The organism is Halopseudomonas sp. (assembly GCF_041579695.1).
Classification (GTDB): Bacteria; Pseudomonadota; Gammaproteobacteria; order Pseudomonadales; family Pseudomonadaceae; genus Halopseudomonas.
In genome coordinates this window covers 13699-39884 of record NZ_JBFGFI010000022.1, presented here as the reverse complement: position 1 = coordinate 39884, position 26186 = coordinate 13699, and the positions used below count along the sequence as shown (strand labels likewise).

General features: G+C 59.6%; 21 protein-coding genes, 2 tRNA genes and 1 pseudogene. 21 read left to right on the top strand and 3 right to left on the bottom strand.

The features are described from left to right. From ftsH to ABYA88_RS06900, 17 genes and pseudogenes are all read left to right on the top strand, one after another. Positions 1-1415, top strand: a pseudogene (gene ftsH, locus ABYA88_RS06980) (ATP-dependent zinc metalloprotease FtsH); the annotation flags it as partial. A gap of 132 nt (positions 1416-1547) precedes the next feature. Further along, positions 1548-2414 carry a dihydropteroate synthase gene (gene folP / locus ABYA88_RS06975; RefSeq protein ID WP_373186286.1) on the top strand — a complete coding sequence of 289 codons (867 nt, stop codon included), beginning with the start codon at positions 1548-1550 and terminating at the stop codon, positions 2412-2414. Positions 2415-2473: 59 nt separating this feature from the next. After that, positions 2474-3814 (top strand): phosphoglucosamine mutase, encoded by a 1341-nt coding sequence (gene glmM, locus ABYA88_RS06970; protein WP_373186283.1) that lies wholly within the window; start codon positions 2474-2476, stop codon positions 3812-3814. An 82-nt stretch (positions 3815-3896) separates the two neighbouring features. Further along, positions 3897-4655, top strand: coding sequence for a triose-phosphate isomerase (tpiA, locus tag ABYA88_RS06965; RefSeq protein ID WP_373186281.1), 759 nt, complete (start codon positions 3897-3899; stop codon positions 4653-4655). Then, a complete protein-coding gene (gene secG, locus ABYA88_RS06960) occupies positions 4655-5053 on the top strand; it encodes a preprotein translocase subunit SecG (protein ID WP_373186280.1) in 399 nt (132 codons plus the stop codon). The genes tpiA and secG overlap by 1 nt, the downstream gene beginning before the upstream one ends. Before the next feature lie 12 nt (positions 5054-5065). Next, a tRNA-Leu gene (locus ABYA88_RS06955) sits at positions 5066-5150 on the top strand. Between the two features lie 101 nt (positions 5151-5251). After that, positions 5252-5328: transfer RNA gene (locus tag ABYA88_RS06950), tRNA-Met, on the top strand. A gap of 153 nt (positions 5329-5481) precedes the next feature. Beyond that, positions 5482-5937 carry a ribosome maturation factor RimP gene (gene rimP / locus ABYA88_RS06945; protein ID WP_373186285.1) on the top strand — a complete coding sequence of 152 codons (456 nt, stop codon included), beginning with the start codon at positions 5482-5484 and terminating at the stop codon, positions 5935-5937. Positions 5938-5990: 53 nt separating this feature from the next. Beyond that, positions 5991-7472, top strand: coding sequence for a transcription termination factor NusA (gene nusA / locus ABYA88_RS06940; protein ID WP_373186278.1), 1482 nt, complete (start codon positions 5991-5993; stop codon positions 7470-7472). 60 nt (positions 7473-7532) lie between these two features. Then, complete coding sequence (gene infB, locus ABYA88_RS06935; RefSeq protein WP_373186277.1) at positions 7533-10082, top strand: translation initiation factor IF-2; 2550 nt, start codon at positions 7533-7535, stop codon at positions 10080-10082. A gap of 123 nt (positions 10083-10205) precedes the next feature. Next, positions 10206-10592, top strand: a complete 387-nt coding sequence (gene rbfA / locus ABYA88_RS06930; protein ID WP_373186276.1) for a 30S ribosome-binding factor RbfA — start codon at positions 10206-10208, stop codon at positions 10590-10592. Positions 10593-10596: 4 nt separating this feature from the next. Continuing rightward, positions 10597-11517 (top strand): tRNA pseudouridine(55) synthase TruB, encoded by a 921-nt coding sequence (gene truB / locus ABYA88_RS06925; protein WP_373186274.1) that lies wholly within the window; start codon positions 10597-10599, stop codon positions 11515-11517. Between the two features lie 221 nt (positions 11518-11738). Further along, positions 11739-12008, top strand: coding sequence for a 30S ribosomal protein S15 (gene rpsO / locus ABYA88_RS06920; RefSeq protein ID WP_339844495.1), 270 nt, complete (start codon positions 11739-11741; stop codon positions 12006-12008). Positions 12009-12096: 88 nt separating this feature from the next. Beyond that, positions 12097-14205 carry a polyribonucleotide nucleotidyltransferase gene (pnp, locus tag ABYA88_RS06915; protein WP_373186273.1) on the top strand — a complete coding sequence of 703 codons (2109 nt, stop codon included), beginning with the start codon at positions 12097-12099 and terminating at the stop codon, positions 14203-14205. A gap of 314 nt (positions 14206-14519) precedes the next feature. Next, complete coding sequence (locus ABYA88_RS06910) at positions 14520-14918, top strand: GFA family protein (protein WP_373186272.1); 399 nt, start codon at positions 14520-14522, stop codon at positions 14916-14918. Positions 14919-15052: 134 nt separating this feature from the next. Next, complete coding sequence (locus tag ABYA88_RS06905; RefSeq protein WP_373186271.1) at positions 15053-15751, top strand: nitroreductase; 699 nt, start codon at positions 15053-15055, stop codon at positions 15749-15751. Positions 15752-15878: 127 nt separating this feature from the next. Beyond that, positions 15879-16091, top strand: coding sequence for a DUF2945 domain-containing protein (locus ABYA88_RS06900; protein ID WP_373186270.1), 213 nt, complete (start codon positions 15879-15881; stop codon positions 16089-16091). On the opposite strand, the gene ABYA88_RS06895 is transcribed toward ABYA88_RS06900, so the two are convergent. Continuing rightward, positions 16088-18175, bottom strand: a complete 2088-nt coding sequence (locus ABYA88_RS06895) for an EAL domain-containing protein (RefSeq protein WP_373186269.1) — start codon at positions 18173-18175, stop codon at positions 16088-16090. The two genes, ABYA88_RS06900 and ABYA88_RS06895, sit on opposite strands and share 4 nt — an antisense overlap. A gap of 125 nt (positions 18176-18300) precedes the next feature. After that, entirely contained in the window at positions 18301-22110 is a 3810-nt protein-coding gene (locus tag ABYA88_RS06890; protein ID WP_373186268.1) for a molybdopterin-dependent oxidoreductase, read from the bottom strand. 116 nt (positions 22111-22226) lie between these two features. Between ABYA88_RS06890 and ABYA88_RS06885 the strand changes: the two genes are divergently transcribed. Together ABYA88_RS06885 and ylqF are read left to right on the top strand one after the other, a co-directional pair. Then, positions 22227-23237, top strand: a complete 1011-nt coding sequence (locus ABYA88_RS06885; protein ID WP_373186267.1) for an AraC family transcriptional regulator ligand-binding domain-containing protein — start codon at positions 22227-22229, stop codon at positions 23235-23237. A 101-nt stretch (positions 23238-23338) separates the two neighbouring features. Continuing rightward, positions 23339-24349: a ribosome biogenesis GTPase YlqF gene (gene ylqF / locus ABYA88_RS06880; protein ID WP_373186265.1), complete on the top strand. Its 1011-nt coding sequence runs from the start codon at positions 23339-23341 to the stop codon at positions 24347-24349. 23 nt (positions 24350-24372) lie between these two features. Here ylqF and ABYA88_RS06875 read toward each other — a convergent pair whose 3' ends face one another. Beyond that, positions 24373-24837 carry an EVE domain-containing protein gene (locus ABYA88_RS06875; protein ID WP_373186264.1) on the bottom strand — a complete coding sequence of 155 codons (465 nt, stop codon included), beginning with the start codon at positions 24835-24837 and terminating at the stop codon, positions 24373-24375. A 90-nt stretch (positions 24838-24927) separates the two neighbouring features. Here ABYA88_RS06875 and ABYA88_RS06870 point away from each other — a divergent pair, with 90 nt between their 5' ends. After that, positions 24928-25830 carry a DUF1853 family protein gene (locus tag ABYA88_RS06870; protein WP_373186263.1) on the top strand — a complete coding sequence of 301 codons (903 nt, stop codon included), beginning with the start codon at positions 24928-24930 and terminating at the stop codon, positions 25828-25830. A 70-nt stretch (positions 25831-25900) separates the two neighbouring features. Continuing rightward, positions 25901-26182, top strand: a complete 282-nt coding sequence (locus ABYA88_RS06865) for a DUF503 domain-containing protein (protein WP_373186262.1) — start codon at positions 25901-25903, stop codon at positions 26180-26182. The last annotated feature ends 4 nt before the right edge of the window (positions 26183-26186 follow it).

Here is a 26186-nt window from a genome sequence, read left to right as displayed (position 1 = left end):
CGGCAAGAGCAAGGCGCGCATGTTGTCTGAAGATCAGGTCAAGACTACTTTCGCCGACGTCGCTGGTTGCGACGAGGCCAAGGAAGAAGTCAGCGAGCTGGTCGAGTTCCTGCGCGATCCAGGCAAGTTCCAGCGCCTGGGTGGCCACATTCCTCGCGGCGTACTGATGGTGGGTCAGCCAGGTACAGGTAAGACGTTGCTGGCCAAGGCGGTAGCCGGCGAGGCCAAGGTGCCGTTCTTCACCATTTCCGGTTCGGACTTCGTAGAAATGTTCGTCGGTGTGGGTGCCAGTCGGGTGCGCGACATGTTCGAGCAGGCCAAGAAGCACGCCCCGTGCATCATCTTTATCGACGAGATCGATGCGGTCGGTCGCCATCGTGGCTCCGGGATGGGGGGTGGCCACGACGAACGTGAACAGACCTTGAACCAGTTGCTGGTAGAGATGGACGGCTTCGAGCCCAATGACGGCATTATCGTTGTGGCAGCTACCAACCGTCCGGACGTACTGGACCCCGCGTTGCTGCGTCCGGGTCGCTTCGATCGTCAGGTTGTAGTCGGTCTGCCGGACATTCGTGGCCGCGAACAGATCCTCAAGGTGCACATGCGCAAGGTTCCGCTGGGTGATGACGTGGTACCAGGGAATATCGCCCGCGGCACCCCCGGCTTCTCCGGTGCGGACCTGGCCAACCTGGTTAACGAGGCGTCGCTGTTCGCCGCCCGTGCCGGCAAGCGGCTGGTCGAGATGAAAGAGTTCGAGATGGCCAAGGACAAGATCATGATGGGCGCCGAGCGCAAATCCATGGTCATGTCCGACAAGGAAAAGCTCAACACGGCGTACCACGAATCGGGTCACGCAATTGTCGGGCGCCTGGTGCCCGAGCATGATCCAGTCTACAAGGTTTCGATCATTCCGCGCGGTCGCGCCCTGGGCGTCACCATGTTCCTGCCCGAGGAAGACCGTTACAGTCTGTCCAAGCGCGCATTGATCAGCCAGATATGCTCGCTGTTTGGCGGCCGTATCGCCGAGGAAATGACACTGGGCTTTGACGGCGTTACCACTGGTGCGTCAAACGATATCCAGCGCGCCACCCAATTGGCCAAGAACATGGTTACCAAGTGGGGTCTGTCGGAAAAGCTCGGGCCGCTGATGTACGGTGAGGATGAAGATCAGGGTTACCTGGGTCGCCAGGGCGGCGGTCAGGCGGGCGGTATCTCCGGAGAGACAGCCAAGCTGATCGATCAGGAAGTGCGCCGGATCATCGACGAGTGTTACTCGACCGCGCAGCAGTTGCTCAAGGATAACCGCGAAAAGCTTGATCTGATGGCCGAGGCGCTGATGAAGTATGAAACCATCGATGCTGACCAGATTCAGGACATCATGACCGGCAAGCCGGCGCGTGAGCCCAAGGACTGGAATTCCGACGACAAGGCGGGGCCTGGCGCTGCAGCCGGTTCCACGTCGGAAGAGGGACCATCTGACAAGCGTGGCGACAGCATCATCGGCGGACCGGCAGGCGAGCACTGATCCTGATATGCCCAGCATGGATATGCCGAGCGTAGAGCACGGCTCCCGGTTGCCTTGCGGCGATCGGGAGCTTGATCTTTCCAGTGCCCATGTCATGGGCATTCTGAACGTAACCCCCGACTCCTTTTCCGATGGCGGGCACTTCGTGCACGCCGGCCAGGCAATGCGACACGTCGAGCAGATGATTGCCGATGGCGCGACACTGATCGACGTGGGCGGCGAGTCGACTCGGCCCGGCGCCGCCACAGTCAGTCCCGAGCAGGAGCTCGATCGCGTGATCCCGGTTGTCGAAGCAATCAGGCAGCGCTTTGATACGATTGTCTCCGTCGACACCAGTACCCCGCAGGTAATGAGCGCGGCCGCCGCTGCTGGTGCCGGTCTGATCAATGACGTGCGCGCGCTGCGGCGCCCTGGGGCATTGCGCGCGGCTGCTTCTACCGGCTTGCCGGTGTGTCTTATGCACATGCAGGGCAGTCCGCAGGATATGCAGCAGGCTCCTCAGTATGAATCGATAATCGACGAGGTGAGCGCCTTTCTGGTCGAGCGTGTGGCCGTCTGCGCGCAGGCGGGGATACCTGCCGACCGCCTTCTGCTTGACCCCGGCTTTGGTTTTGGCAAGACGCTGGAACATAACTTTCAATTGTTTGCCGGAATGCAGCGCTTGCTGTCATTGGGGTGCCCACTGCTGGTAGGCGTATCGCGGAAAAGCATGATCGGCCAGTTACTGGATCGTCCCGTCGATCAGCGGTTGGCAGGGGGGTTGGCTCTGGCCGTGTTGGCCGTGCGCAGCGGTGCGCGGATTATTCGCGTGCATGACGTTGCGCAGACTGTGGATGCCATACGGATGACTGAGGCCGTTATGACGGCCGGCCGGGAAAACGTCGGCTAGCCTCCGGATTTATACAACAAGATTGACCAAACAAAGAACTCGATCAGGATTTTGCGCATATGGAAAAGAAATATTTCGGCACGGATGGCATACGCGGACAAGTCGGTATTGCTCCTATTACTCCGGAGTTCATTCTCAAGCTGGGGTGGGCGGTTGGCACAGCTTTTCGCAAGCAGGGTGAATGCCGGGTAATGATCGGCAAGGACACGCGGATCTCCGGCTACATGTTCGAGTCCGCACTCGAGGCGGGACTTTCCGCCGCGGGCGCTCACGTGCAGTTGCTGGGCCCCATGCCGACACCTGCCATAGCGTATCTGACGCGTACCTTCCAGGCGAATGCCGGTATCGTCATCAGTGCCTCGCACAATCCCTATTACGACAATGGCATCAAGTTCTTCTCGGCCGCAGGCAGCAAGTTACCTGACGATCTCGAGCTGGAGATCGAGCGGTTGGTCGATTCGCCAATGGTGGTAGTGGATTCGGCATCGCTGGGCAAGGTATTTCGGGTAGAGGATGCCTCCGGGCGGTACATCGAATTCTGCAAGAGCAGCGTCCCGACCAGTACCAGCTTCAAGGGTCTCAGGGTCGTCCTTGACTGCGCTAACGGAGCAACCTACAAGGTGGCCCCCAGCGTGTTCCGCGAGTTGGGGGCAGAGGTGTTCGTGATTGGCGCCAATCCTGACGGTATCAATATCAACGATGGCGTGGGCTCCACTGACCTCTCGGCGCTGCGTGCCGAAGTGCTGTCCCGCAGCGCGGACCTGGGTATCGCCCTTGACGGTGACGGCGATCGGGTCCTGATGGTCGACAACCAGGGTGCAGAAGTCGATGGCGACGAACTGCTCTACATCCTTGCCATGGAACTGCAAAAGCGCAATGCGCTGCGCGGCGGCGTGGTCGGCACTCTGATGAGCAATCTCGGACTCGAGTTGGCACTGCGTGAAAAGGGTATCGACTTTGTGCGCGCCAAGGTCGGGGACCGTTACGTCATGGCCGAACTACGCGAGCGGGACTGGGTTCTCGGTGGCGAGGCGTCGGGCCACATGGTCTGCCTGCACCACAGCAGTACCGGCGACGGTATCATTGCCGCCCTGCAGGTGCTCAAGGCGCTGCAGAGTTTCGGGCAGACTCTGGCTGAAGCCCGGCAGGGCATGCAGAAGTGCCCGCAGGTATTGATCAACGTGCGGTATCAGCGTGGTACAGCCTCTCCATTGGCCGATCTGGGCTTGCAGTCGGCGGTCAAGGCAGCGGAAGGGCGCCTTGGCGACAGTGGTCGCGTCTTACTGCGCCTGTCCGGCACCGAGCCTGTCATTCGCGTGATGGTGGAGGGGCAGGATTCGGCCCGGGTTTCGGCCGAGGCCGAGTCATTGGCGGGGGAAGTCCGGGCTTTGTTTGCCTGAGCTTGCGCCAGAATGAAAATGCGGTTGTGTCGTTGGGGCAACTTGGTTAACATTGGCGCCCGCTCGAACTGAGAGGTTGAGGATGCGTCGTCTGCTCGTCGCCGGTAACTGGAAAATGCATGGGACTCGGCAATCGGTTGACAGCCTGCTTCAAGGGCTGAATCAGCAGGACTGGCCGGACAACGTTGATCTCATGGTTGCTCCACCGGCACTGTACATTCAGCACTGTCTTGACCGCCTGTCGGGCTCGCCGCTATATGTGGGTGGTCAGAGCTGTGCCTACCAGGCGGAGCCCGGCGCTCTGACCGGCGAGATATCAGCCGCCCAGTTGCGTGACGCGGGATGTGAATTTGTACTCGTGGGCCACTCCGAGCGCCGTAGTCTGTTCGGAGAGACCGACGGGGTGGTGCGCAGGAAGTTTGCCGCAGCACTGGCGTGCGGTTTGCGACCGGTACTCTGTGTAGGCGAGACGCTCGAGCAGCGAGACGCCGGACGGACAGCCGAAGTAGTGGGTACGCAATTGAAAGTGATCCTCGATGCCTTTGGTGTTGGAGGGCTTGCCCAGGGTGTAGTGGCTTACGAGCCGGTCTGGGCGATAGGTACCGGATTGACAGCCGAGCCCGACCAGGCTCAGGATGTGCACGCAATGATCCGGGCGCGGCTTGCCATGCTCGACGACGAGCAGGCACAGTTGGTCCAGATTGTTTACGGCGGCAGCGTCAAGGCGGATAACGCCGAAGCACTTTTCGCCATGCCGGATATCGATGGGGGGCTTGTTGGTGGAGCTTCCCTCAACGCAGATGAATTTGGTGCGATAGCACGTGCCGCAGGACGAGTGTAATGATTGAGACCGTGGTAGTGGTTATTCACCTGATGGCAGCGCTTGCGCTGGTCGGCCTGGTGCTGATCCAGCAGGGCAAGGGTGCCGAAACAGGCGCTTCCTTCGGTTCTGGCGCGTCGGGCACCGTTTTTGGCAGCCAGGGTTCGGCAACGTTCCTCAGCCGCTTGACTGCTGTGCTGGCCGCTGTATTCTTCATCACCTCGCTGGGTCTGGCCTTCTATGCCAGTAACCAGGCGTCGGCGGTTCGCGATGCAGGCTTGCCTGCTCCGGCAATGCAGCGTGAAGTTGCTCCGCTGAGCATCGAAGAAGATGTTCCGGTACTTGAAGAAGATGTACCTGTTCTTGAAGGGCAGGCTCCTCAGGCAGACACGACGGATGACGTACCTCCGGCCGAGTAAGCCAACAGTTTTGCGGAAGTGGTGGAATTGGTAGACACGCTATCTTGAGGGGGTAGTGCCTTAGGGTGTATGGGTTCGAGTCCCATCTTCCGCACCAATCAAACAGGGCCTGCATTTGCAGGCCCTGCATTTTTCAGGGCTGAATGCCCCGGTTGTCTTGTCAGGCATCCGGGCGTATAATAAGCGCCCTAGATTCGACGCGGGGTGGAGCAGTCTGGTAGCTCGTCGGGCTCATAACCCGAAGGTCGTAGGTTCAAATCCTGCCCCCGCAACCAGTTTCAAGGCCCCTTCTCAGGGGCTTTTTATTAGCTGTCCTGGTCATGCAGGCGGTGTGATACGGGATGGGCTTCAATGCCCATTTTTTATTGGTGCATGTTTTTCAGGCTGTTTTTCAGACTGTTTATTTTAAAAAATGCGAGGCGGTTAATTTGTCCGGCAAAGTGACTGAGTTGGAGGCCATTGCGGTCCCGATTGTCGAAGCTTTGGGCTATCGTTGTTGGGGTGTGGAGTATCTGTCCCAGGGGCGGCACAGCCTGCTGCGCGTCTATATAGACCATCCTGAGGGCGTCAGTGTCGAGGCCTGTGCAGCGGTCAGCCGTCAGATCAGTGCAGTGCTGGATGTCGAGGAGCCGATCTCGGGTGATTATACCCTCGAGGTCTCCTCGCCCGGCATGGACCGGCCACTCTTCACGCTGGAGCAGTTCGCCAGCCATGTTGGCGAGCAGGCCAAGATCAAGTTACGCGTGCCTTATGAAGGGCGACGCAATTTTCAAGGTGTCATCCGTGGAGTTGAAGGTGACGAGATCATATTGCAGGTAGACGAGCATGAATACCTGCTGCCGATCGACACAATCGACAAGAGCAATATCATTCCGCGGTTTTGAGCATTATTTCGGGCTCCAGTGGCCCCAATGGATGGCGTTAGGCGAGGCATACGATGAGCAAAGAAGTGCTGCTGGTTGTGGAATCCGTTTCCAACGAGAAGGGCGTACCGCCCGGCGTGATTTTCGAAGCGTTGGAACTGGCATTGGCAACAGCTACCAAGAAGCGTTATGAAGACGAAGTGGATGTGCGTGTGGCGATCGATCGCCACACCGGCAGCTATGAGACCTTCATGCGCTGGACTGTGGTTGCTGATGAGGATTTCGAAGAGCCCGGCATGCAGCTGACCCTGGACCAGGGGCAGGAGCGTGATCCCGACATCAAGATTGGCGACGTGATCGAAGACAAGATCGAGTCAGTCGAGTTTGGTCGTATTGCCGCGCAGATCGCCAAGCAGGTCATCGTGCAGAAGGTTCGCGAGGCCGAGCGTGCTCAGGTCGTTGATGCCTACCGTGACCGTCTTGGCGAAATCATCAGCGGTACGGTCAAAAAGGTGACACGCGACAGCGTTATCGTGGACCTGGGTAACAACGCCGAAGCGGTATTGCCCCGCGAAGAAATGATTCCGCGCGAGACCTTCCGCACCGGCAGCCGTATCCGTGCCCTGCTCAAGGACATCCGCACAGAGAACCGCGGGCCGCAGTTGGTGCTGTCGCGCAGTTGCCCGGAAATGATTATCGAGCTGTTCCGGATCGAAGTGCCGGAGATCGCCGAAGAGCTGATCGAAGTCATGGGTGCTGCCCGTGATCCGGGCTCGCGGGCCAAGATCGCCGTCCGCTCCAAGGACAAGCGCATCGATCCACAGGGCGCCTGTATCGGTATGCGTGGTTCACGCGTGCAGGCTGTGTCCGGCGAACTGGGTGGCGAGCGCGTCGACATCGTGCTCTGGGATGATAACTTCGCCCAGTTCGTGATCAACGCCATGGCCCCGGCCGAAGTGGCGTCGATCATTCTGGATGAAGACGCGCATACCATCGACATCGCAGTGGCCGAGGACAACCTCGCCCAGGCGATCGGTCGCAGCGGCCAGAACGTGCGGCTGGCCAGTATGCTGACCGGCTGGACGCTGAACGTGATGACTGAAGAGGATATCCGTGCCAAGCAGGAAGCCGAAACGGGCGATATCCTGCGGACTTTCGTCGACGAGCTGGATATCGACGACGACCTGGCACAGCTCCTGGTAGAAGAAGGCTTTACCTCCCTGGAGGAAATTGCCTACGTACCCATGGAGGAGATGCTGGCGATCGACGGCTTTGACGAGGATATCGTCACCGAGTTGCGTACGCGAGCCAAGGATCTACTGCTGACCAAGGCTCTTGCCAGCGAAGAGAAACTGGACGAGGTGCAGCCAGCAGAGGATCTGTTGAACATGGAGGGGATGGACCGCGCCCTGGCGTTCCATTTGGCCGCGAAAGGCATCATCACCATGGAAGATCTGGCAGAACAGTCGATTGATGAACTGCTGGATATCGAAAGTATTGACGAAGAACGTGCCGGTGCCCTGATTATGGCCGCACGGGCACCCTGGTTTGCATAACCGGTCGGTAAGCGATTTTGTACTGCTGGTAAGCAGGACCCCGACTGAGGAGAGAATTGAATGGCGGAAGTAACGGTCAAAGAGTTGGCCCAGGTAGTGGGAACCCCCCTGGAGCGCCTGCTACAGCAGATGCAGGAAGCCGGTTTGCCCCAAACCAGCGCGGAACAGCGCGTGAGCGACGAGGAGAAGCAGGCATTGCTGGCTTACCTCAAGAACGCCCATGGCGGAGAGACCGCTGGCGAGCCGCGCAAGATCACCCTCAAGCGCAAGACAGTCAGTACGCTGCGGGTTGCCGGCAGCAAGACGGTCAACGTCGAGGTGCGCAAGAAGAAGACCTACGTCAAGCGCGATCCGGTGGACCTCGAGGCCGAGCGTCAGCGCGAAGCTGAAGTGCTGCGTGAGGCCGAAGATGCGCGCCTGGAAGCGGTTGCAGCTGAAGCTAAGCGCAAGGCCGAAGAAGAGGCCCGTGTAGCAGCCGAAGCGGCTAAAGCCCCGGAAGCTGGCAAAGCTCCTGAGGCCGCAGCCCCAGCAACAGCCGCTGCACAGCCAGCCAAAGTCGAACCTGAAGCGCCGGTTGCGCCGCCAGAGCCGCCAGCCGCCCCTGTGGTTATCGCTCCGCCGGCAGACAAGCCCGACCATTCCAAGAAGAAGGACGCGCATCGCAAGCCGACGCGCGCCGAGGAAGAGGAAGAGCGGAGTCGCAAGCGGGCCGGTGGTAACAGCGGCAAGGGCCGCAATACTCCGCGCGCCAGCGATGACGACGATGGTGGCGCTCGCCGTCGTGGCGGTGGTGGCAAGCTCAAGGCGAACAAGAAACGCAATGCACACGGCTTCGAGAAGCCGACAGGACCGATAGTGCGAGAAGTGGTAATTGGCGAGACCATCACTGTGGCCGAGCTGGCCCAGAAGATGTCGATCAAGGCAGCCGAAGTCATCAAGTACATGTTCAAGTCCGGCAACATGGTGACTATCAACCAGGTGCTGGACCAGGACACGGCCAGCATCATTGCCGAGGACATGGGCCACAAGGTCAAGCAGATCAGCGAGAGTGATCTGGAAGATGCACTGGTTTCCGAGTCCCAGGCGCACGAAGGCGAGTTGGTTAATCGCGCACCGGTTGTCACTGTCATGGGTCACGTAGACCACGGCAAGACCTCGCTGCTCGACTACATCCGTCGTGCCAAGGTTGCCTCCGGCGAAGCCGGTGGCATTACCCAGCACATCGGTGCCTACCACGTGGAAACTGACCGCGGCATGGTCACCTTCCTCGACACCCCCGGCCACGCCGCGTTTACCGCGATGCGTGCTCGTGGCGCCAAGGCGACCGATATCGTGATCCTGGTCGTGGCCGCCGACGATGGCGTGATGCCGCAGACCGAAGAAGCTGTGGCTCACGCCAAGGCCGCCGGTGTGCCGCTGGTCGTCGCAGTCAACAAGATCGACAAGGAAGATGCCGATCCGGACCGCATCAAGAACGGTCTGGCAGCTCTGGACGTCATCCCCGAAGAGTGGGGCGGCGACACCATGTTCATGCATGTTTCGGCGAAGGAAGGCACCGGCATCGACGATCTGCTCGAAGCCGTGTTGCTGCAGGCTGAAGTTCTCGAACTGCAGGCCCAGCCGTCGGCTCCAGGCCGTGGTGTAGTTGTTGAATCCCGTCTGGACAAGGGTCGCGGCCCGGTTGCCACGGTACTGGTTCAGAACGGTACGCTGCGTCAGGGCGATATCGTGCTGGCTGGCGTCAACTACGGTCGCATCCGTGCGATGTACGATGAGAACGGCAAGCCGATCAAGGAAGCTGGCCCGTCGATACCAGTCGAGATCCTCGGTCTGGACGGCACGCCGGATGCCGGTGACGAACTCACCGTTGTGACTGACGAGAAGAAAGCGCGTGAAGTGGCGCTGTTCCGTCAGGGCAAGTTCCGCGAGATCAAGCTGGCGCGTCAGCAGTCCTCCAAGCTCGAGAATATGTTCGAGAACATGGGGCAGGACGAGAAGAAGACCCTCAACATCGTGCTCAAGTCTGACGTACGTGGTTCGCTGGAAGCCCTGCAGAGCTCTCTCAGCGAGTTGGGTAACGAGGAAGTTCAGGTCAAGATCATCTCCGGCGGCGTGGGCGGTATTACTGAAACCGACGCCAACCTGGCGTTGGCATCCAATGCCGTGATCTTCGGTTTCAACGTTCGTGCCGACGCTACCGCGCGCAAGATCGTCGAGTCCGAGAATATCGACCTGCGCTACTACAGCGTTATTTACGAGATCATCGACGACGTCAAGAAAGCCCTCGGCGGTATGCTGGGCAGCGACGTTCGCGAGCAGATCCTCGGCGTTGCCGAAGTGCGCGACGTGTTCCGTTCGCCCAAGTTCGGCGCGATTGCAGGCTGTATGGTTATCGAAGGTACCGTCTACCGCAATCGTCCGATCCGTGTACTGCGCGAAGACGTGGTTATCTACGAAGGCGAGCTGGAATCCCTGCGTCGCTTCAAGGATGACGTCGCCGAAGTGCGTAACGGCATGGAGTGCGGTATCGGCGTGAAGAACTACAATGACGTCAAACCCGGAGACCGCATCGAAGTATTCGAGCGCATCCAGGTACAACGCAGCCTGTAATAGCTGCAGGCGGTGATACACGGCAGGCATCGGGCTCAGCGCAAGCTGAATCGGGTGCTTGCCGTTCACGTTTGCGATGTTCCGCTTTTTTAGGCCGCCCGCGGGCAGCCAGAGACAGATTTTATGGCTAATGAAAACAGTCGTACCCACCGCGTAGCCGATCAGATGCAGCGCGAGCTGGCATTGCTGATCCAGCGCGATATCCGCGATCCGCGCCTGGGCATGATCACCATCACGGCGGTCGATGTGAGTCGCGACCTGGCGCACGCCAAGGTTTATATCACGCTGATGAACAAGGACAGCGACGAGGAGATTGCCGAGAACCTGGCGATCCTCAAGAACGTGGCCGGCTTTCTGCGCATGCAGCTGGGCAAGGTCATGAAGTTGCGCAGTGTTCCGCAGTTGCACTTTCACTACGACGAAAGCGTACGTCGTGGTGTGCACCTGTCATCGCTGATCGAACGTGCCGTGGCCGAAGATCGCGAGCACAAACCGGACGGCGAGGAGTAGGCTTTTGTCGGCACCACGCAGCAAACGCCGGGATATCGACGGCGTATTGATTTTTGACAAGCCCCTGGGAATGACCTCCAACGCTGCCCTGCAAAAGGTGCGTTGGTTGTTCAATGCCGCCAAGGGCGGACATACCGGCAGTCTGGATCCATTGGCCAGTGGCGTACTGCCCCTGTGCCTGGGCGAGGCGACCAAATTCTCCCAATACCTGCTGGACGCAGACAAGGCTTACATCACCGAGGCGCGGCTGGGCATGACCACCACCACCGGCGACGCCGAAGGTGACGTGCTGCAAACGCGTGCGGTTAATATCACCCTTGCAGACGTCGAGGCCTTGCTGCCGCAGTTCACCGGCCCGATCGAACAGATCCCGCCAATGTACTCGGCCCTCAAGCATGAAGGTCAGCCGCTGTACAAGCTGGCCCGCGCCGGGGAAACAGTGGAGCGCAAGGCGCGATCTGTTACCATCAGCAAGTTGAAGATCCTGGGTCTGGAAGGCGACCGTCTGCGGCTCGAGGTGCACTGTACCAAAGGCACCTATATCCGCACGCTGGTCGAGGACATCGCCGAGGTTTTGGGCTGTGGCGCGCACGTGTCGGAACTGCGACGCATCCAGGCAGGGCCTTTCGATCTGAGCCAGGCCGTGACCCTGGAAACCCTGGAAGCGTTGCACGCCGAGGGCGGCCATCTGGCACTGGATCATCTGCTGCTACCCAGCGACAGCGGACTGGAAGACTGGCCTGCGGTCGAACTCACAGAGCAGACTGCCTATTACCTGAATCACGGTCAGGCGGTCATGGTCCCGGGCAGTCCGGCATTCGGGATGGTGCGCCTGCGTGACCACACCGGACAGTTTATCGGCATCGGCGAAATTACCGACGATGCTCGCGTAGCACCGAAGCGGTTGATGCGCTTCAACGGATAAGGAATGGGCTCGGGAGAACCACACCGAGCCCCGCATGAACGTCATTTCCGCGAACGCGGGAATCCATGGTGACTTGGCCCAATACGCCGAGTCATCAGAAAGAAGTTGACCCATAAGGGTCGCGACGAGGGTGGCTGTTAACAGGCACGGTCATACCTCGATTTAAAACACGGGTCACTCCAAGAGATGTGCCCGGCCTGTTCACTCAGAGGAAAGCTGTCATGGCACTGAGCGTCGAAGAGAAAGCTGCAATCGTAACTGAATATGCCCGTGGCGAAGGTGATACCGGTTCTCCTGAAGTCCAGGTAGCGCTGTTGACTGCAAACATCAACAAGCTCCAGGGTCACTTCAAGATAAACAAGAAGGATCACCATTCACGTCGCGGTCTGATCCGGATGGTAAACCAGCGTCGTAAGCTGCTGGATTACCTGAAGTCGAAAGACATTCCGCGTTACAGCAGCTTGATCAGCAGTCTGGGTCTGCGTCGCTAAGCGACAAGCCCCATTTGGACATGATCGGGTCCGAAACCCGGTCGTGCCCAGAGTTTCCCCAAAGGCAAATACAGAGAGAGAAGACACCGTGAAACCGGTTATCAAACAATTCAAGCTAGGCAACAACACCATCACCCTGGAAACGGGCCGTATTGCCCGCCAGGCTTCTGGTGCCGTACTGGTCAGCATCGACGATGCAGTCAGCGTTCTGTGTACCGTAGTCGGAGCCAAGAAAGCCGACTCAGGCCGTGACTTCTTCCCTCTGTCAGTACACTACATCGAGAAAACCTACGCCGCCGGCCGCATTCCCGGTGGTTTTTTCAAGCGTGAAGGCCGTCCGACTGAAAAAGAGACCCTGACCTCGCGCCTGATCGACCGTCCGATCCGCCCGCTGTTCGCCGACGGCTTCATGAATGAAGTCCAGGTGGTCTGTACTGTTGTCTCCACCGACAAGACCACTGATCCTGATATCGCTGCGCTGATCGGCACCTCCGCCGCGCTGGCAATTTCCGGTATCCCGTTCGACGGCCCTATCGCCGGCGCACGCGTTGGCTTTGACGCCGACAACGGCTATATCCTCAACCCGAACTACGAAGAGCAGAAGACCTCGCGTCTGGATATGATCGTAGCCGGTACTGAAGACGCCGTACTGATGGTTGAGTCTGAAGCCAAAGAGCTGACCGAAGACCAGATGCTGGGCGCGGTACTCTTCGCCCACATGGAATTCCAGCCAGCGGTTCAGGCAATCAAGGAACTGGCCGCCGAAACCGGCAAGCCGCGCTGGGACTGGCAGGCTGCTCCGGAGAACACCGCGTTGCTGGATGCTGTTAAAAGCCAGTTCGGCGCCGGTATTGCCGAGGGTTACACTGTTACCGACAAGATGGCCCGCTATACTCGCCTGGGCGAGCTGCGCAACCAGGCCATCGAAGCATTGTCTGGCGACGAACAAGGCAAGCCCTCCGCTGGCGAAGTCAAAGATGCCTTCGGCGAGATCGAGTATCGCACCGTGCGCGAAAGCATCGTCAACGGTAACCCGCGTATCGACGGCCGCGACACCAAAACTGTGCGTCCGTTGAACATCGAAGTCGGTGTTCTGGATCGCACCCACGGTTCCGCCCTGTTCACCCGCGGCGAGACTCAGGCCCTGGTTGTCACCACGCTGGGTACCGCCCGCGACGCACAGTTGCTGGACACTCTGGAAGGCGAGAAGAAAGACCCCTTCATGCTGCACTACAACTTCCCTCCCTACTCCGTAGGCGAGTGCGGTCGTATGGGCGGCACTGGTCGCCGTGAAGTCGGCCACGGCCGTCTGGCGCGTCGCAGTATTGCTGCCGTGATGCCGAACATGGATGATTTCCCCTATACCATCCGCGTGGTATCGGAAATCACCGAGTCCAATGGTTCCAGCTCCATGGCCTCCGTGTGTGGCGCCTCCCTGGCGTTGATGGATGCCGGTGTACCGCTGACAGCGCCGGTAGCCGGTATCGCCATGGGTCTGGTCAAGGAAGGCGACAAGTACGCTATCCTGACCGACATCCTGGGTGACGAAGATCACCTCGGCGACATGGACTTCAAGGTAGCCGGTACCGCCAAGGGCGTCACCGCGCTGCAGATGGATATCAAGATCAAGGGCATCACCGAAGAGATCATGGAGAACGCGCTGGCCCAGGCCCTGGACGCGCGCATGAACATTCTTCAGCAGATGAACGAAGTGCTGCCAGCGTCGCGCAAGGAACTGTCTTCCAACGCACCGACCATGATCAGCATGAAGATCGACTCCGACAAGATCCGTGACGTGATCGGCAAGGGTGGCGCAACCATCCGCGGTATCTGTGAGGAGACCGGTGCCTCCATCGACATCACCGACGACGGTTCAGTCAAGATCTTCGCGCCCACCAAGGACGCCGCCAACGCTGCCAAGGCACGGGTTGACGAGATCACCGCAGAAGCGGAAATCGGCAAGATCTACGAAGGCAAGGTCGAGCGCATCGTCGACTTCGGCGCATTCGTCAACATCCTGCCGGGCAAGGATGGTCTGGTTCACATCTCACAGATCGCCAACACCCGCATCGAAAAAGTCACCGACGTACTCAGCGAAGGCCAGATGGTCCGCGTACTGGTACTGGACGTCGACAACCGCGGCCGCATCAAATTGTCCATCAAGGACGTAGAAGCAGCCGAGGCCAGCGGCGTTTAAACTACGCCCGCACCACAAAAAACCCCGGCCTTGAAACCGGGGTTTTTTTACGACGGCAAAAAAAGCAGCCGTGCTTCTCCCGCACCACCTCTCGTGCTATACCTTCGGCATGGGCCAAGCTCGCCTGACAGCACTGCCTGCTTATTCGGCAAGGGCTGCCGACGGTCACTGCAGAAAATCCGCAGTTTGTAGTGCACCCTGTATCTGGCGGTTAAAGACCGAGGGTGGGGGCTCCACTGGCGCTGGGCGTATTCACTGGTTCAGTTGCTCTCGATAAAATTAGAAGTGGCCGGGTAAAGAAAGGAGGGCATCTCATGTCCCATTCCGGACAATGTTTATGTGGTGCAGTTAAATTTGTGCTTTCAGGTGAACCCAGTACCGTCGCGTTATGCCATTGCCGTGATTGCCAGCGAAGTGCAGGTGCTCCGATGGTCTCCTGGGCGATGTTTCCGGAGGTCGCGCTAACGGTGACCCAGGGGCAGCCGAAAACGATCAACTCGTCAGGAGCAGCAATGCGCAGTTTCTGCGCTGATTGTGGAAGCGGGCTGTTCTATCGCAACGAAGCTTTCCTGCCGGGAATCGTTGATGTGCAGACTGCAACACTGGATGATCCCGACGCTTTACCTCCAGGGGTACAGATTCAGACCGCTGAACGGGTCGGCTGGGTGCAACATATTACGTCGCTTCCCGAGTTTGTCCGCTTTCCTGAGTAGTCGGGCGGATAATCCAGCAGCTCTGGGGCATGTGAACGCTGAACCTGATCCGGATATGCTAAGGTTTGCTCCCCTTGTTTGCTCGCGCCCCAGTAGCGCTTGGCACGCCATTCAGACTTTTGAGGAGAAAGGTTTTGAACTACCAAGATGTCGTCTTTGGGCGCCGCAGTATTCGCGCGTTCAAGCAGCAAGCTGTTCCGCGTAGCGTGATAGAAGAAGTCATCGCGATGGCCATTCGCGCTCCGTCTTCGATGAATACCCAGCCCTGGCACCTGCATGTGCTTACAGGTGAACCGCTTGACCGTATCCGTGCGGAGAACACCGAGCGCATGCTCAAGGGTGTGCCGCCTTCCAAGGAAAGCCGTGGCACTGGCAGTTACGAGGGCGAGCATCGGAATCGTCAGGTCGAAATTGCCGTGCAGCTTTTTCAGGCCATGGGCATCGCCCGTGATGACAAGGAAAAGCGCCAGGACTGGATACTGCGTGGTTTTCGACAGTTTGATGCGCCCGTATCAATCGTCGTCACCTACGATCGGGCTTTGCGGGAAGGGGATATTGCGCAGTTCGACTGCGGTGCACTGGTAAACGGCCTGGTCAATGCTGCGTGGTCGCGCGGCCTGGGGTGTGTGGTTAACAGTCAGGGCATCATGCACTCGCCAGTCGTACGCGAGTACGCCGGTATTCCGGAGGATCAGGTCATCATGATCTGCGTGGCTATGGGCTATCCGGATGAGGAATTCCCGGCCAACGCGGTGGTGTCCAAACGTCGCGCGGTAAGCGACGTGGCGACTTTTGTTGGCTTTGACCAGACAGTTTCCCAGGCGGGCAGTTAAACCCCGGGCGGCCACTGACAGTAGAAGACTTTGTCCGCCTGCTGCGGTGCGGACGGGGTTGGGCGACCAAACCTTCGACTCAAATATTTGTCATATCAACAGGCGTCCGAACCATGGAGGAGAAGATATGGCGCATAAATTCAAGGTCGGCGATCACGTCAGCTGGAATTCCGAAGCGGGCCGGGTCAGTGGCAAAATAACCAAAGTGCATATCTCAGACACGACCTACAAAGGGCATCTGCGGCGGGCGAGCGAGCAGGAGCCGCAGTACGAGATCGAGAGCGACAAGACCGATCACATTGCCATGCACAAGGAGGAAACGCTGAGAAAAATCGACTAGTTTGCGCTTACTGACATTTGCTCCAGCAGCTTGCAGAATACCGCTTCGCTCACGGCGCGACTGAAATAGTAGCCCTGGTAGGCATGGCAGTCCTGCTGTTGCAGGAAGGCCAGTTGTTCGGCGGTTTCCACGCCCTCGGCGATCAGCTCCAGGTTCAGGCTGCGGGCCATGGCGATGATCGCGCGCACGATTTCAGCGTCGTTACTGTCGCGGGTACAGTCATTGATGAATGACTGGTCGATTTTCAGCAGGTCCACCGGCAGGCGTTTAAGGTAGCTGAGCGAAGAATATCCGGTACCGAAGTCGTCAATCGCAAAGCTGATACCCATGTCGCGCAGCTCGTTCATCTTCTCCACGGTGTCGCTGATGTTGTGGATCATGATGCTCTCGGTGATTTCCAGCTTCAGGCATTGTCTGGGAACCCGGAATTCCTCGATAGCAGCAGCGACACTTTCGACAAAGTTGGCCTGACGAAACTGGCGTGGGCTGATATTGATGCTGAGACTGAACGGGGCGGTGATGAGCCCCTGCAGCATCAGCCGGGCGATGAAGCTACAGGCCTCGCGTACGACCCAGTGACCTGCTTCCAGGATCATTCCGCTTTCCTCAAGTACATGCATGAAGGTGGCAGGTCCGACCAGGCCCTGCTCTGGGTGTTGCCAGCGCAGCAGAGCTTCGGCACCGATAATGCTTTGGGTGCGGGCATCCAGCTGCGCCTGATAATGGAGTTCGAATTCCCCGTTGAGCAGGGCCTGGCGTAGATCAGTTTCCAGTTGCAGGCGTTGACTGACCACCACCTGCATCTGTGGCTCGAAGAACGCAATGCTGTTGCGACCGCTGGCCTTGACGCCGTAGAGGGCTGTATCGGCATGCTTGAGCAGGTCCTCGGGCGTGTGACTGTGCTCGGAGGAAAGTGCGATCCCGATGCTGCAAGTCAATTGCATTCCGTGGCCGTGTATGCACATCGGGACGGATACAGCTTCAAGCAACTCTGCTGCTTGCAGCCTGGCGGTTTCGGCAATCTGTGCAGTGTTCCCTGAAAGACCGGTGAGCAGTATGACAAATTCGTCCCCGCCCAGGCGCGCCACCGTGTCAGCCTTGCGCACGCGGGCCAGCAAGCGACGACTGATTTCCTGCAGAACCGCGTCTCCGCAGCTGTGCCCCAACGAATCATTAACGCGTTTGAAATGGTCCAGGTCAAAGAATAGCAGCGCGCAGCTCAAGCCATGACGTTCACTCAGCGCGAGATGCTGCTGCAACCGGTCCTGCAGCAAGAGCCGGTTTGGCAGGTCGGTGAGGGAGTCGTGATAGGCCTGGTGCTTGATTCGGGCCTCGATGTTTTTTTGTTCGGTTACATCCTTGAAGCAGGAGAGAATGCACCTATCCTCGCCGATCAGGACAAAGTTGCTGGAGACCTCGCAGTTGAGCACGCATCCGTCCCTGGCGACAAAATCAACCGGTTCGTTGCGCAGGCAGCGCTCGCGCAACAACTTGTTGATGATGGCCGGCCGCTTTTCCGGATGGCGCCAGAAGTTGAAATCCTTCGCTGTCTTGCCGATTACGTCCTGAGGGCGATAGCCGAACACTTCGGTAAAACGCCGGTTAACGTCGGTAATCTTCGCGCTGCTCTTGGCAAACAGGACGTAGGGCTCGGGCGAATCGCTGAAGAGCGCGGAAAATTTTGCCTCGCTCTGTTTCAGCGCCAGTTCTGCATTGGTCCGCTTCGACATGTCGTGAGCGATGGATAGTCGGCAGGCCTCACCGTTGAAGTCGATATCCTCCACGTAAACCAGGCACGGTTTGATCTTGCCGTTGCTGCATTGCAGCTGTGCTTCAAACTGCTGGATACGGCCGGCGCGGTTAAACCTGTCGAGGATTTCGCTGGGTTGTTCTGGGCTGGTCCAGATGGGAAGCTCGGTTGAATGCCGGCTGATGATTTGATCTTCGTCCCAGCCAAATAGCTGGGTAAACGCTGGATTGGTGGCCAGAACATGACTGTCCGCGACCCGCGTAAGTATGCAGGCAATAGGCAGCCGACGAAGCATGACAAGCAAGGGGTCGTCTTGTGCTTCGCAACGGCTCATCTGCTCCTCCGCCCAGGCGCGCTGGCGGTTACGGCATGCCCTTCCATGTTTTGTGCTCTTTTTTATTATTATCAAGGTAGCGCTTTGCTATCTCGGATACAAGACTCGGCCCTGCCTGGGCCGGGTCAGGCTGCCACCACCGATACCGGGATGCCGTTGAGTACCGCATTGCCGGACAACACATCGACCACCTGATCATCGGTTATGTCATTGACGTTGATGCCCGGATTGCTCTGCGCCACGCGCAGGCTTATACCTTCGCGGTCGTGACCCCAGCCGTGGGGCAGGCAGACCACCCCGGGCATGATGTCATCGCTGACCTGAACGCTGACCAGCAACTCCCCGGTGCGTGACATGATGCGGGCCTGCTTGCCGCTGGTCAGGCCCAGGCGTTCGGCGTCGGCCGGGTTGACCAGCAGCGCGCAGCGGTCGTTGCCTTTGACCAGGCGCTGACTGTTGTGCATCCAGGAATTGTTGGTCCGCAGGTCGCGGCGCCCGATAAGCATCAGTTCGCCGTTCTCAGCTCCGCGCAGTTCGGCCATGGCACGGCCGAGGTCGGCGACGAGTTCAGGCGGGGTCAGGTGCAGCTTCTTGTCCGCGGTAAACAGATAGCCGGGGAAAGACTCGCGCATCGGTCCAAGGTCGAGGCCGTGCGGATAGCGCTTGAGCACTTCAATGCTCAGCGGCTCGTCACGCTTCACTGGCTCGCCACTGTTGTATTCGTTGAAGCCTTCACCATAGGGGCCGGTTTTCAGGCCGTGGTCGAGAATCTGTTCGGGGCTGGGCATTTTACGTCCGGGGCCGGAGTCCGGGTTCTTAAGCGCGGCAATGCGCTCGGCCAGGCCTTGCACGATGTCCCAGTCACAGCGGGTGCCTTCGGCCGGGTCGAAAACAGGATCGCTGTAGCGCGCCAGATTGCGCACGGCGAGCATGTTGAACACGATATCGTACTGCTCGTGCTCCAACGGGCCGGTAGGCGGCAGGATGATGTCGGCGTGCCGGGAGGTTTCGTTCAGGTAGAAGTCGATTGATACCATGAAATCGAGTTGCTCCAGCGCTTCATCCATCTGCCGCCCGTTGGGCGTGGAGAGCACCGGATTACCTGCTACGCAGACAAATCCACGGACCTGACCTTCGCCGGGAGTCAGCATTTCTTCCGCGAGCGTTACCGCGGGGAAGTAGCTGTCGAACTCCGGTAGGCCGCGTGCGCGGCTCTGATATGTGTTGAAGCTGCCCATGGGACGGCTTTGCGCCTTGTTGAAGGCCGGGGTGGTAAACATCATGCCACCGGGGCTGTCGAGGTTGCCGGTGAGAATGTTCAGCACCAGCATCAACCAGTGGTTGAGGGCACCATAGCTCTGGGTGGAGACACCCATGCGGCCATAGCAGACCGCGCATTCGGCGGCGGCAAAGTCTTCGGCAATGCGCTTGATCTCGGCAACAGGGATACCGCACCGGGCGCTGACCTGCTCCAGCGTCACGCCCACGAACAGCGGTCCCAGCGCATCCCAGTTATCCGCAAGCTCACGCAGGCGACCGGCTTTGGTCAGGTTCTTGTCGAGCACATGGCGGATCAGACCGAGCAGGAAGAACGCATCGGTACCGGGCTTGATAAACAAATGTTGATCGACATAGCGGGCCGATTCAGTGCGGCGCGGGTCGACCAGGATCACCTTGCCGCCGCGCTCGCGAATGTTCTCCAGTCGCTTGAGAATGTCGCCCGCCGTCATCAGGCTGCCATTGGAAGCGGCGGGGTTAGCGCCGAGCATCAGCATGTATTGGGTCCGGTCGATATCGGGGATGGTAAACAGCTGGCTATGACCGAACATCAGATAGGAGACCAGTTGGTGCGGCATCTGGTCCAGCGACGCGGCGGAGGAAATGTTGCGGGTGCCTATGGCCTTGCGCAATGAACCGGACGCGAGCATCAGCCCCAGGTTATGCGATGAAGGATTGCCCCAGTAGCCGGCGATGGAGTCGGTGCCGTGGCGCTGCTGGATATCCACCAGCTTGGCCGCCACCTTGTCCAGGGCGCTGTCCCAGTCGATCGGCAGCCACTCGCCGTTGACCTTTTCCAGCGGGGTGCGCAGCCGGTCCGGGTCGGTATGCAGATCCTGCAGGGCGTAACCCTTGGGGCAGATGTGGCCCAGGCTGTGGGGGTCCTCCGTGTCACCGCTGATCGACAGAATCTGCTCGCCCTGGGTTTCAATCACCACGCCGCACATGGCTTCACACAGGGTGCAGGCGCGGTGATGGGTTTTGACCGGCATGCGGGCCTGCTCGGCCTCGCGCTCGCGGGCGTCGCGGATGACGTTAAGCATTTCCTGTATATGGACGATCTTGCGTCGCGTGCGGCCTTCCAGTCGGCCGCGGTCCTGCTCATGCTGGTCCAGCAGGCGCCAGTCAGCCAGGCTGACGCTATCCACGTCCCGCGCTGCCAGCAGCGTATCAATCTTTTCCCCATTGAGCGTGGGCAGGCTGCTGCCCAGGTCGTCCAGCAGGCGCTGCACACTTTCGGTCGCGCACTGGCGATTGCTGCCGATCACGCCGCTGGCGCCACGCTTGATCCAGCCGGCGACATAATCACGACCATCGGCATTGCCGCTGATCCGTCCCTGCTCGTGTTGAATCACGCCACGGCCGGTATCGAAGGGTAGCTCGTCGATCGCTGAGCCTTGATAGCCGATAGCGTGCACTACCAGGGATGCAGGTATATCCAGGGTCTGGTCAGAGGGGCGGGCGATCAGCGCGCCCTGGTCGTTGCGAATCAGCTCGGTGCGCTGCGCATGCACCATGCTGACCTGGCCAGACTCGGCGCTGAAGCTTGTCGGGCTGGTATAAAACATGAAGCGGATACGCTTGCCCTCGGCCTCTGGCCGGGCGGCAATCTCGCGCAGCAGAGCCAGGTTCTGGCGCGCCTCGGCGAATTCGGGCTGTTCCAGCTGGCGCTCTGTGGTGTCGTCCAGCTCAAGGTCTGCCGGGTCGACCAGCAGCTGCAGACCCTTAATGGCCATCAGCTGTTCGAGTTCCTTGGGGGTGAAGGCGGCCTGTGCCGGCCCGCGGCGGGCCAGCAGGCGCACTTCTTCAATGTCACTGGCCGCCAAGGCCTGCAGGGCATCATCGGCGATATCGGTCTTGGCCAATTGGGCGTTGGGCAACACCAGCAAGCGGGCGATATCCAGTGCCACATTGCCGATACCGATGATCACTGCGGTGGGCCCGGCCAGGGCAGGAGCAAGATGGGCTTCGTCGGGGTGGCCGTTGTACCAGCCGACAAAATTGGAGGAGCCAAAAATATTCTTGCTATCGGCACCCGGCAAGGTGAGCGCACGGCTCTGGGAGCCGCCGGTGGCGTAGATCACGCCGTGGTAGCGCTGGCGCAGATCGGCGCTGGAAAGATCGCGGCCTATCTGCACATTGCCAAAAAAGCGGAACTGGGGCGACTCGGCAATGCGTTCGAAGCCGGCGGTGACCGACTTGATCCGCGGGTGGTCGGGTGCCACGCCATAGCGCACCAGGCCAAAGGGCGTTGGCAGGCGCTCGAACATGTCGATCCGCGCAGCGGGCATCTGCTTCATCAGTGTCTCGGCGGCATAGAACCCACTCGGGCCGGAGCCGACAATGGCAAAGCGGCCTGGCAGACGCGCCAGCGGGCTGGTGGCATGCTGCCCGGCTTTGATACTTTCGCGAATGACCGGGTGCGTCTTTGCCCCCTCGGCATTCAGGGTAATAAAGGTTTGCTGGTCCTCTGGCACCATGCTTTGCGGAAAGATCGCTCCCTCGGGGCAGGCTGAGACGCAGGCGTTGCAGTCGATACACACATCGGGATCGATAAACAGCATCTCGGGCGCTTCGCGGAACGCCTCGACCGGGCAGACATCCACGCAACTGGTGTGCTTGTTGCCGATACAGCTCTGGGTGACTACATACGCCATGATCCACTCCACGCAGGATAATTACAAAACCCGCATGGTATGTCGGGACTTGCCCGGGCGTATTGGCATCACGCGCCTGATTGACATTTTGTGCCAGCGTCCCGATAGTGCCAATCATGAGCAAAGCTGATTTCATTCCCTCGGGCTTCATCGAAACGCTGCAGTGCTATGTGCAGGAACGCGGCCTGCCCGCGGCTGCCCTGATGGACGAGCTGAGCGCGCAGTTGGAGTCGCCGAGCGTGTCGGCACTGCAGTTTTGCGAGCTGCTGGACTCGGTCTGGCAATTGGACCCCGTGGACGCCCTGGGTGTGCGCCTGGGATTGTCAGCCGAGCCGCGTCAGTTCGGGGTTGTGGGCTATATGGTGTCCTCGTGCGGCACGCTGGGTCAGGCACTGGCCCGCTACCACCGTTACCAGGGGTTGTTGCAGGCAGGACTGACTTCCCGCGCATGGCTCAGGGACGGGGTCCTGTTCATGCGCTGGACTCAGGCGGTGGCCAATACGCCGCTGGCTACCGAGTTCAGCCTCGCGGTATTCGTCGCCCTGTGTCAGACACTGATCGGCAGGCAAGTCATCCCGGTCCGCGCGGGCCTGCCCTTTCCCCGCCCACAGGATGCGGGCATGTATCAGGTACTGCTTGGGTGTCCGGTGGACTTTGATTGCAGCGCAATCGAGCTGGCGCTGCCTGCACATCTGCTGGCGCTGCCTATTTCCAGCAAGGATCCTTACCTGCTGCGCCTGCTTGAGCAGCAGGCCCAGGCGCTACTCAAGCAGCAGCCGCGATTCGAAGAGGTTCAGACCGGCGCTTTTTTTGCCCGGGTGCAGGAGCAGATAGTTGAGTCGATGAAGAACGGCGATGTCAGCGCCGAGTCTGTTGCCCGCGCACTGGGGTGTTCCTTGCGCACTTTTTATCGCCAGCTGCGTGGGGCAGGTTACAGCTACCGGGGCTTGCTGGCGCATACCCGTCATACCCTGGCCCGGCAGTATCTGGCCGATCCCGCGTTGGCGCAGACCGACGTGGCGCTACTGCTGGGCTACTCCGAGCAGAGCTCGTTTATCCGGGCGTTTCGCAGTTGGACCAGCATGACGCCGGGGGAATACCGCGCGCATCTGGCCAACAATAGCTGAGCCGCACCACGGGATGTTTGAATGGGCATTCCCGCAGATTGCTTAACCGCCGGCCAGTTAACGTACAATGACGGCCTCAGTCAGACTCAAGGCGCGGCACAATGGCGATTCAGTGGTACCCCGGACACATGCACAAGGCGCAGAAGGCGATCAGGGAGGTACTGCCCCAGGTAGACCTGCTTATCGAGGTGCTGGATGCGCGAATTCCCTACTCCAGTGAGAACCCGGCCATTGCCCAACTGCGCGGCGAAAAGCCATGCATCAAGGTGCTGAGCAAGACGGATCTGGCCGACCCGGAGCTGACTGCGCAGTGGCAGGCGTATCTGGAGCGCGAGCGCGGGGTAAAGACCTTCGCTACCACCACCGAGCAGCCCGGCAGAATCAAACAGTTGGTAGACCTGTGCCGCAAGATGCTTCCGGAAAAGGATGCTGGCGCAAAGAACATCAACGCGATGATCGTCGGTATCCCCAACGTCGGCAAGTCGACGATCATCAACACCCTGGCCGGTCGCATGGTGGCCAAGACGGGTAACGAGCCGGCTGTGACCAAGGACCAGCAGCGGATCAATCTGGGCAGCGGCGTCACGCTGTTGGATACCCCGGGCATCCTCTGGCCGAAGATCGAGAATCCTGACAGCAGTTACCGCCTGGCTGCTACCGGGGCAATCAAGAACACCGCGATGGAATACGATGATGTCAGTTTCTTTCTGGCCGAGTATCTGATCAAGGCCTATCCCGAACTGATCATGGCGCACTTTCAGCTGGAGCGGCTGCCCACCAGCGAGCTGGAGTTTCTGGAGATGGCCGGCGCCAGGCGCGGCGCGCTGCAAACGGGCGGGCGGATCAACTTGCACAAGATCTGCGAGGTGCTGATCAACGAGCTGCGGTCCGGCAAGCTGGGCCGGATAACCCTTGAGACACCCGCCATGGTCGAGCTGGAGAAACAGGCCATAGCCGAAGCGAAGGCCAGGAAGGAAGCCGAGAACGCCGAACGCAAGCAGCGGTTCAAGGATGGCTCACGTAACTCCGATCGGGCCGATCGCAAGGAGCAGAGGAATCTGCCCCGGCCACCGCGCCAACCTGGCGCCGGCAAGGGTGGCAAGAAAAAGTAGCCTTGCCTGACTGCCGCACCCGTTTAGTCAGGCCCCTGTTGCTGCAGAATTGTCTGCCAATGCTCGTCGCTGAGCGGCATGACCGAGAGGCGGTTTCCACGCTTGACCAGCGGCAGCCCCTCCAGCCCGGCGATATTTTTCAGCTCGTCCAGCGCAACCAGCCGCTTCAGTTTGCGCTGGAACTGCATATCGACAGCCTGCCACCGGGGTTTTTCCGCTGTGCTTTTGGGATCGTAATACGGCGAGTCCGGGTCGAATTGGGCCGGGTCCGGATATGCTGCACGCACGACTCTGACTACCCCGGCGACACCGATATGCCTGCAGCTGGAGTGATAAATGAATACCTCATCGCCCTCAGCCATCGCGGCCAGAAAGTTGCGAGCCTGGTAATTGCGCACGCCGTCCCAGGTGATCGGTTTTTCCGGCCTGTGAGCGAAGTCATCAATGCTGCACTCATCGGGTTCGGTCTTGACGAGCCATTTGGCCATGGGTGTGTTTCCGCTTGCTGGTGATGGCTGCCAGTCTACTTCAGTGCCAGCGATGAGCGCAGCGGCGATATTTTCAGGTAGGCTGAGGACATGAAATCTGATCTTTATCCCACTTTCGACCCAACCCGTTTTCGCCAGCCGGCGATACGCCATCTGGCGTGGATCTGTCAGGCTGCGCAGCTTACCGATAGCCCTCTGGCCTTTGATTTGAGCGCGCATCTGCCGGCCAACACCCTGGAAAAGCTGCAGGATTGGGAGCAGGCGCCGCACACCGCACCGGCAGCGCTGCTCGAGCCCGCACAGCCACGGCTTGGCTATTATTTCGAGCGGCTGTACGAATGTCTGCTGACGGATATCCTCGGCTGGGAAGTACTGGTACGCAACCTGCCCATCCGCGGTCATGAACGAACACTGGGTGAACTTGATTTTGTAGTTCGTAATCCAGCTACAGGCGGGGCTGAACATCACGAGATTGCCATCAAGTTCTATCTTGGCTATGGCGGCAGTGAAGCAATGGCACGCTGGTATGGTCCCAACGCAGTCGACCGGCTGGACCTGAAAACCCAGCGCATGCTGGAGCATCAGAGCCAGCGGGCCGGGTTGGCCGAGAGCGTGGCAGCGCTCGGTGCGCTGGGTATCGATGGGCCGCTGAAATCGCGGGTGTTCATGCCTGGTTATCTGTTCTACCCGCTCGAGCCGCAGATGAAGGCTCCAGCCAGCGTGCCGGCGAACCATCAGCGCGGCCGTTGGGTTTATCTGGACGCGGCCCGCGGGATGGATACTGCCAACTGGGTCCATCTGCGCAAACCGCATTGGCTGGGGCCCTGGTTGCAGACCGGTGTGCCCGCACCGGCAGAAGCAACTGCGGTTCTCGCTCAGATCGCCGCGACAGGCACACCGCGTCTCTTCGCCAGCATGCGGCTTGATGCCTGCTCGGGCCTGTGGAAAGAGGCCGAGCGTTTCTTTGTGGTGCCTGCAAGCTGGCCGGGCTGATGCAATTTCTGCAGCAGCCTGGGGTCAATGCAATAACGCCAGAGAGACACAACAGGACCCCGGAGGTTGAATGAATATTGGTGTACTGACAATCCAGTTTTCTCTGCCCGGTTGCGGCTCGCTCAAGGAGAAGCGCCAGCGCATGGGTGGTTTGCATGAGCGCTTTGGCCGCACGCCGGCGATTGCAGTATGCGAGAGCGGTGAACTTGATCGGCTCGAGTCCAGTGAATGGTCTTTTGTGGTGGCTGCGACCACGCCGCAGAAGGTCGAATCGATCTGCAGCGAGATCGAAGACAAACTGCAGCGCACCGTCGACGGCCGGGTGCTGGACATCTCGCGAGAGATACTCTGAAACC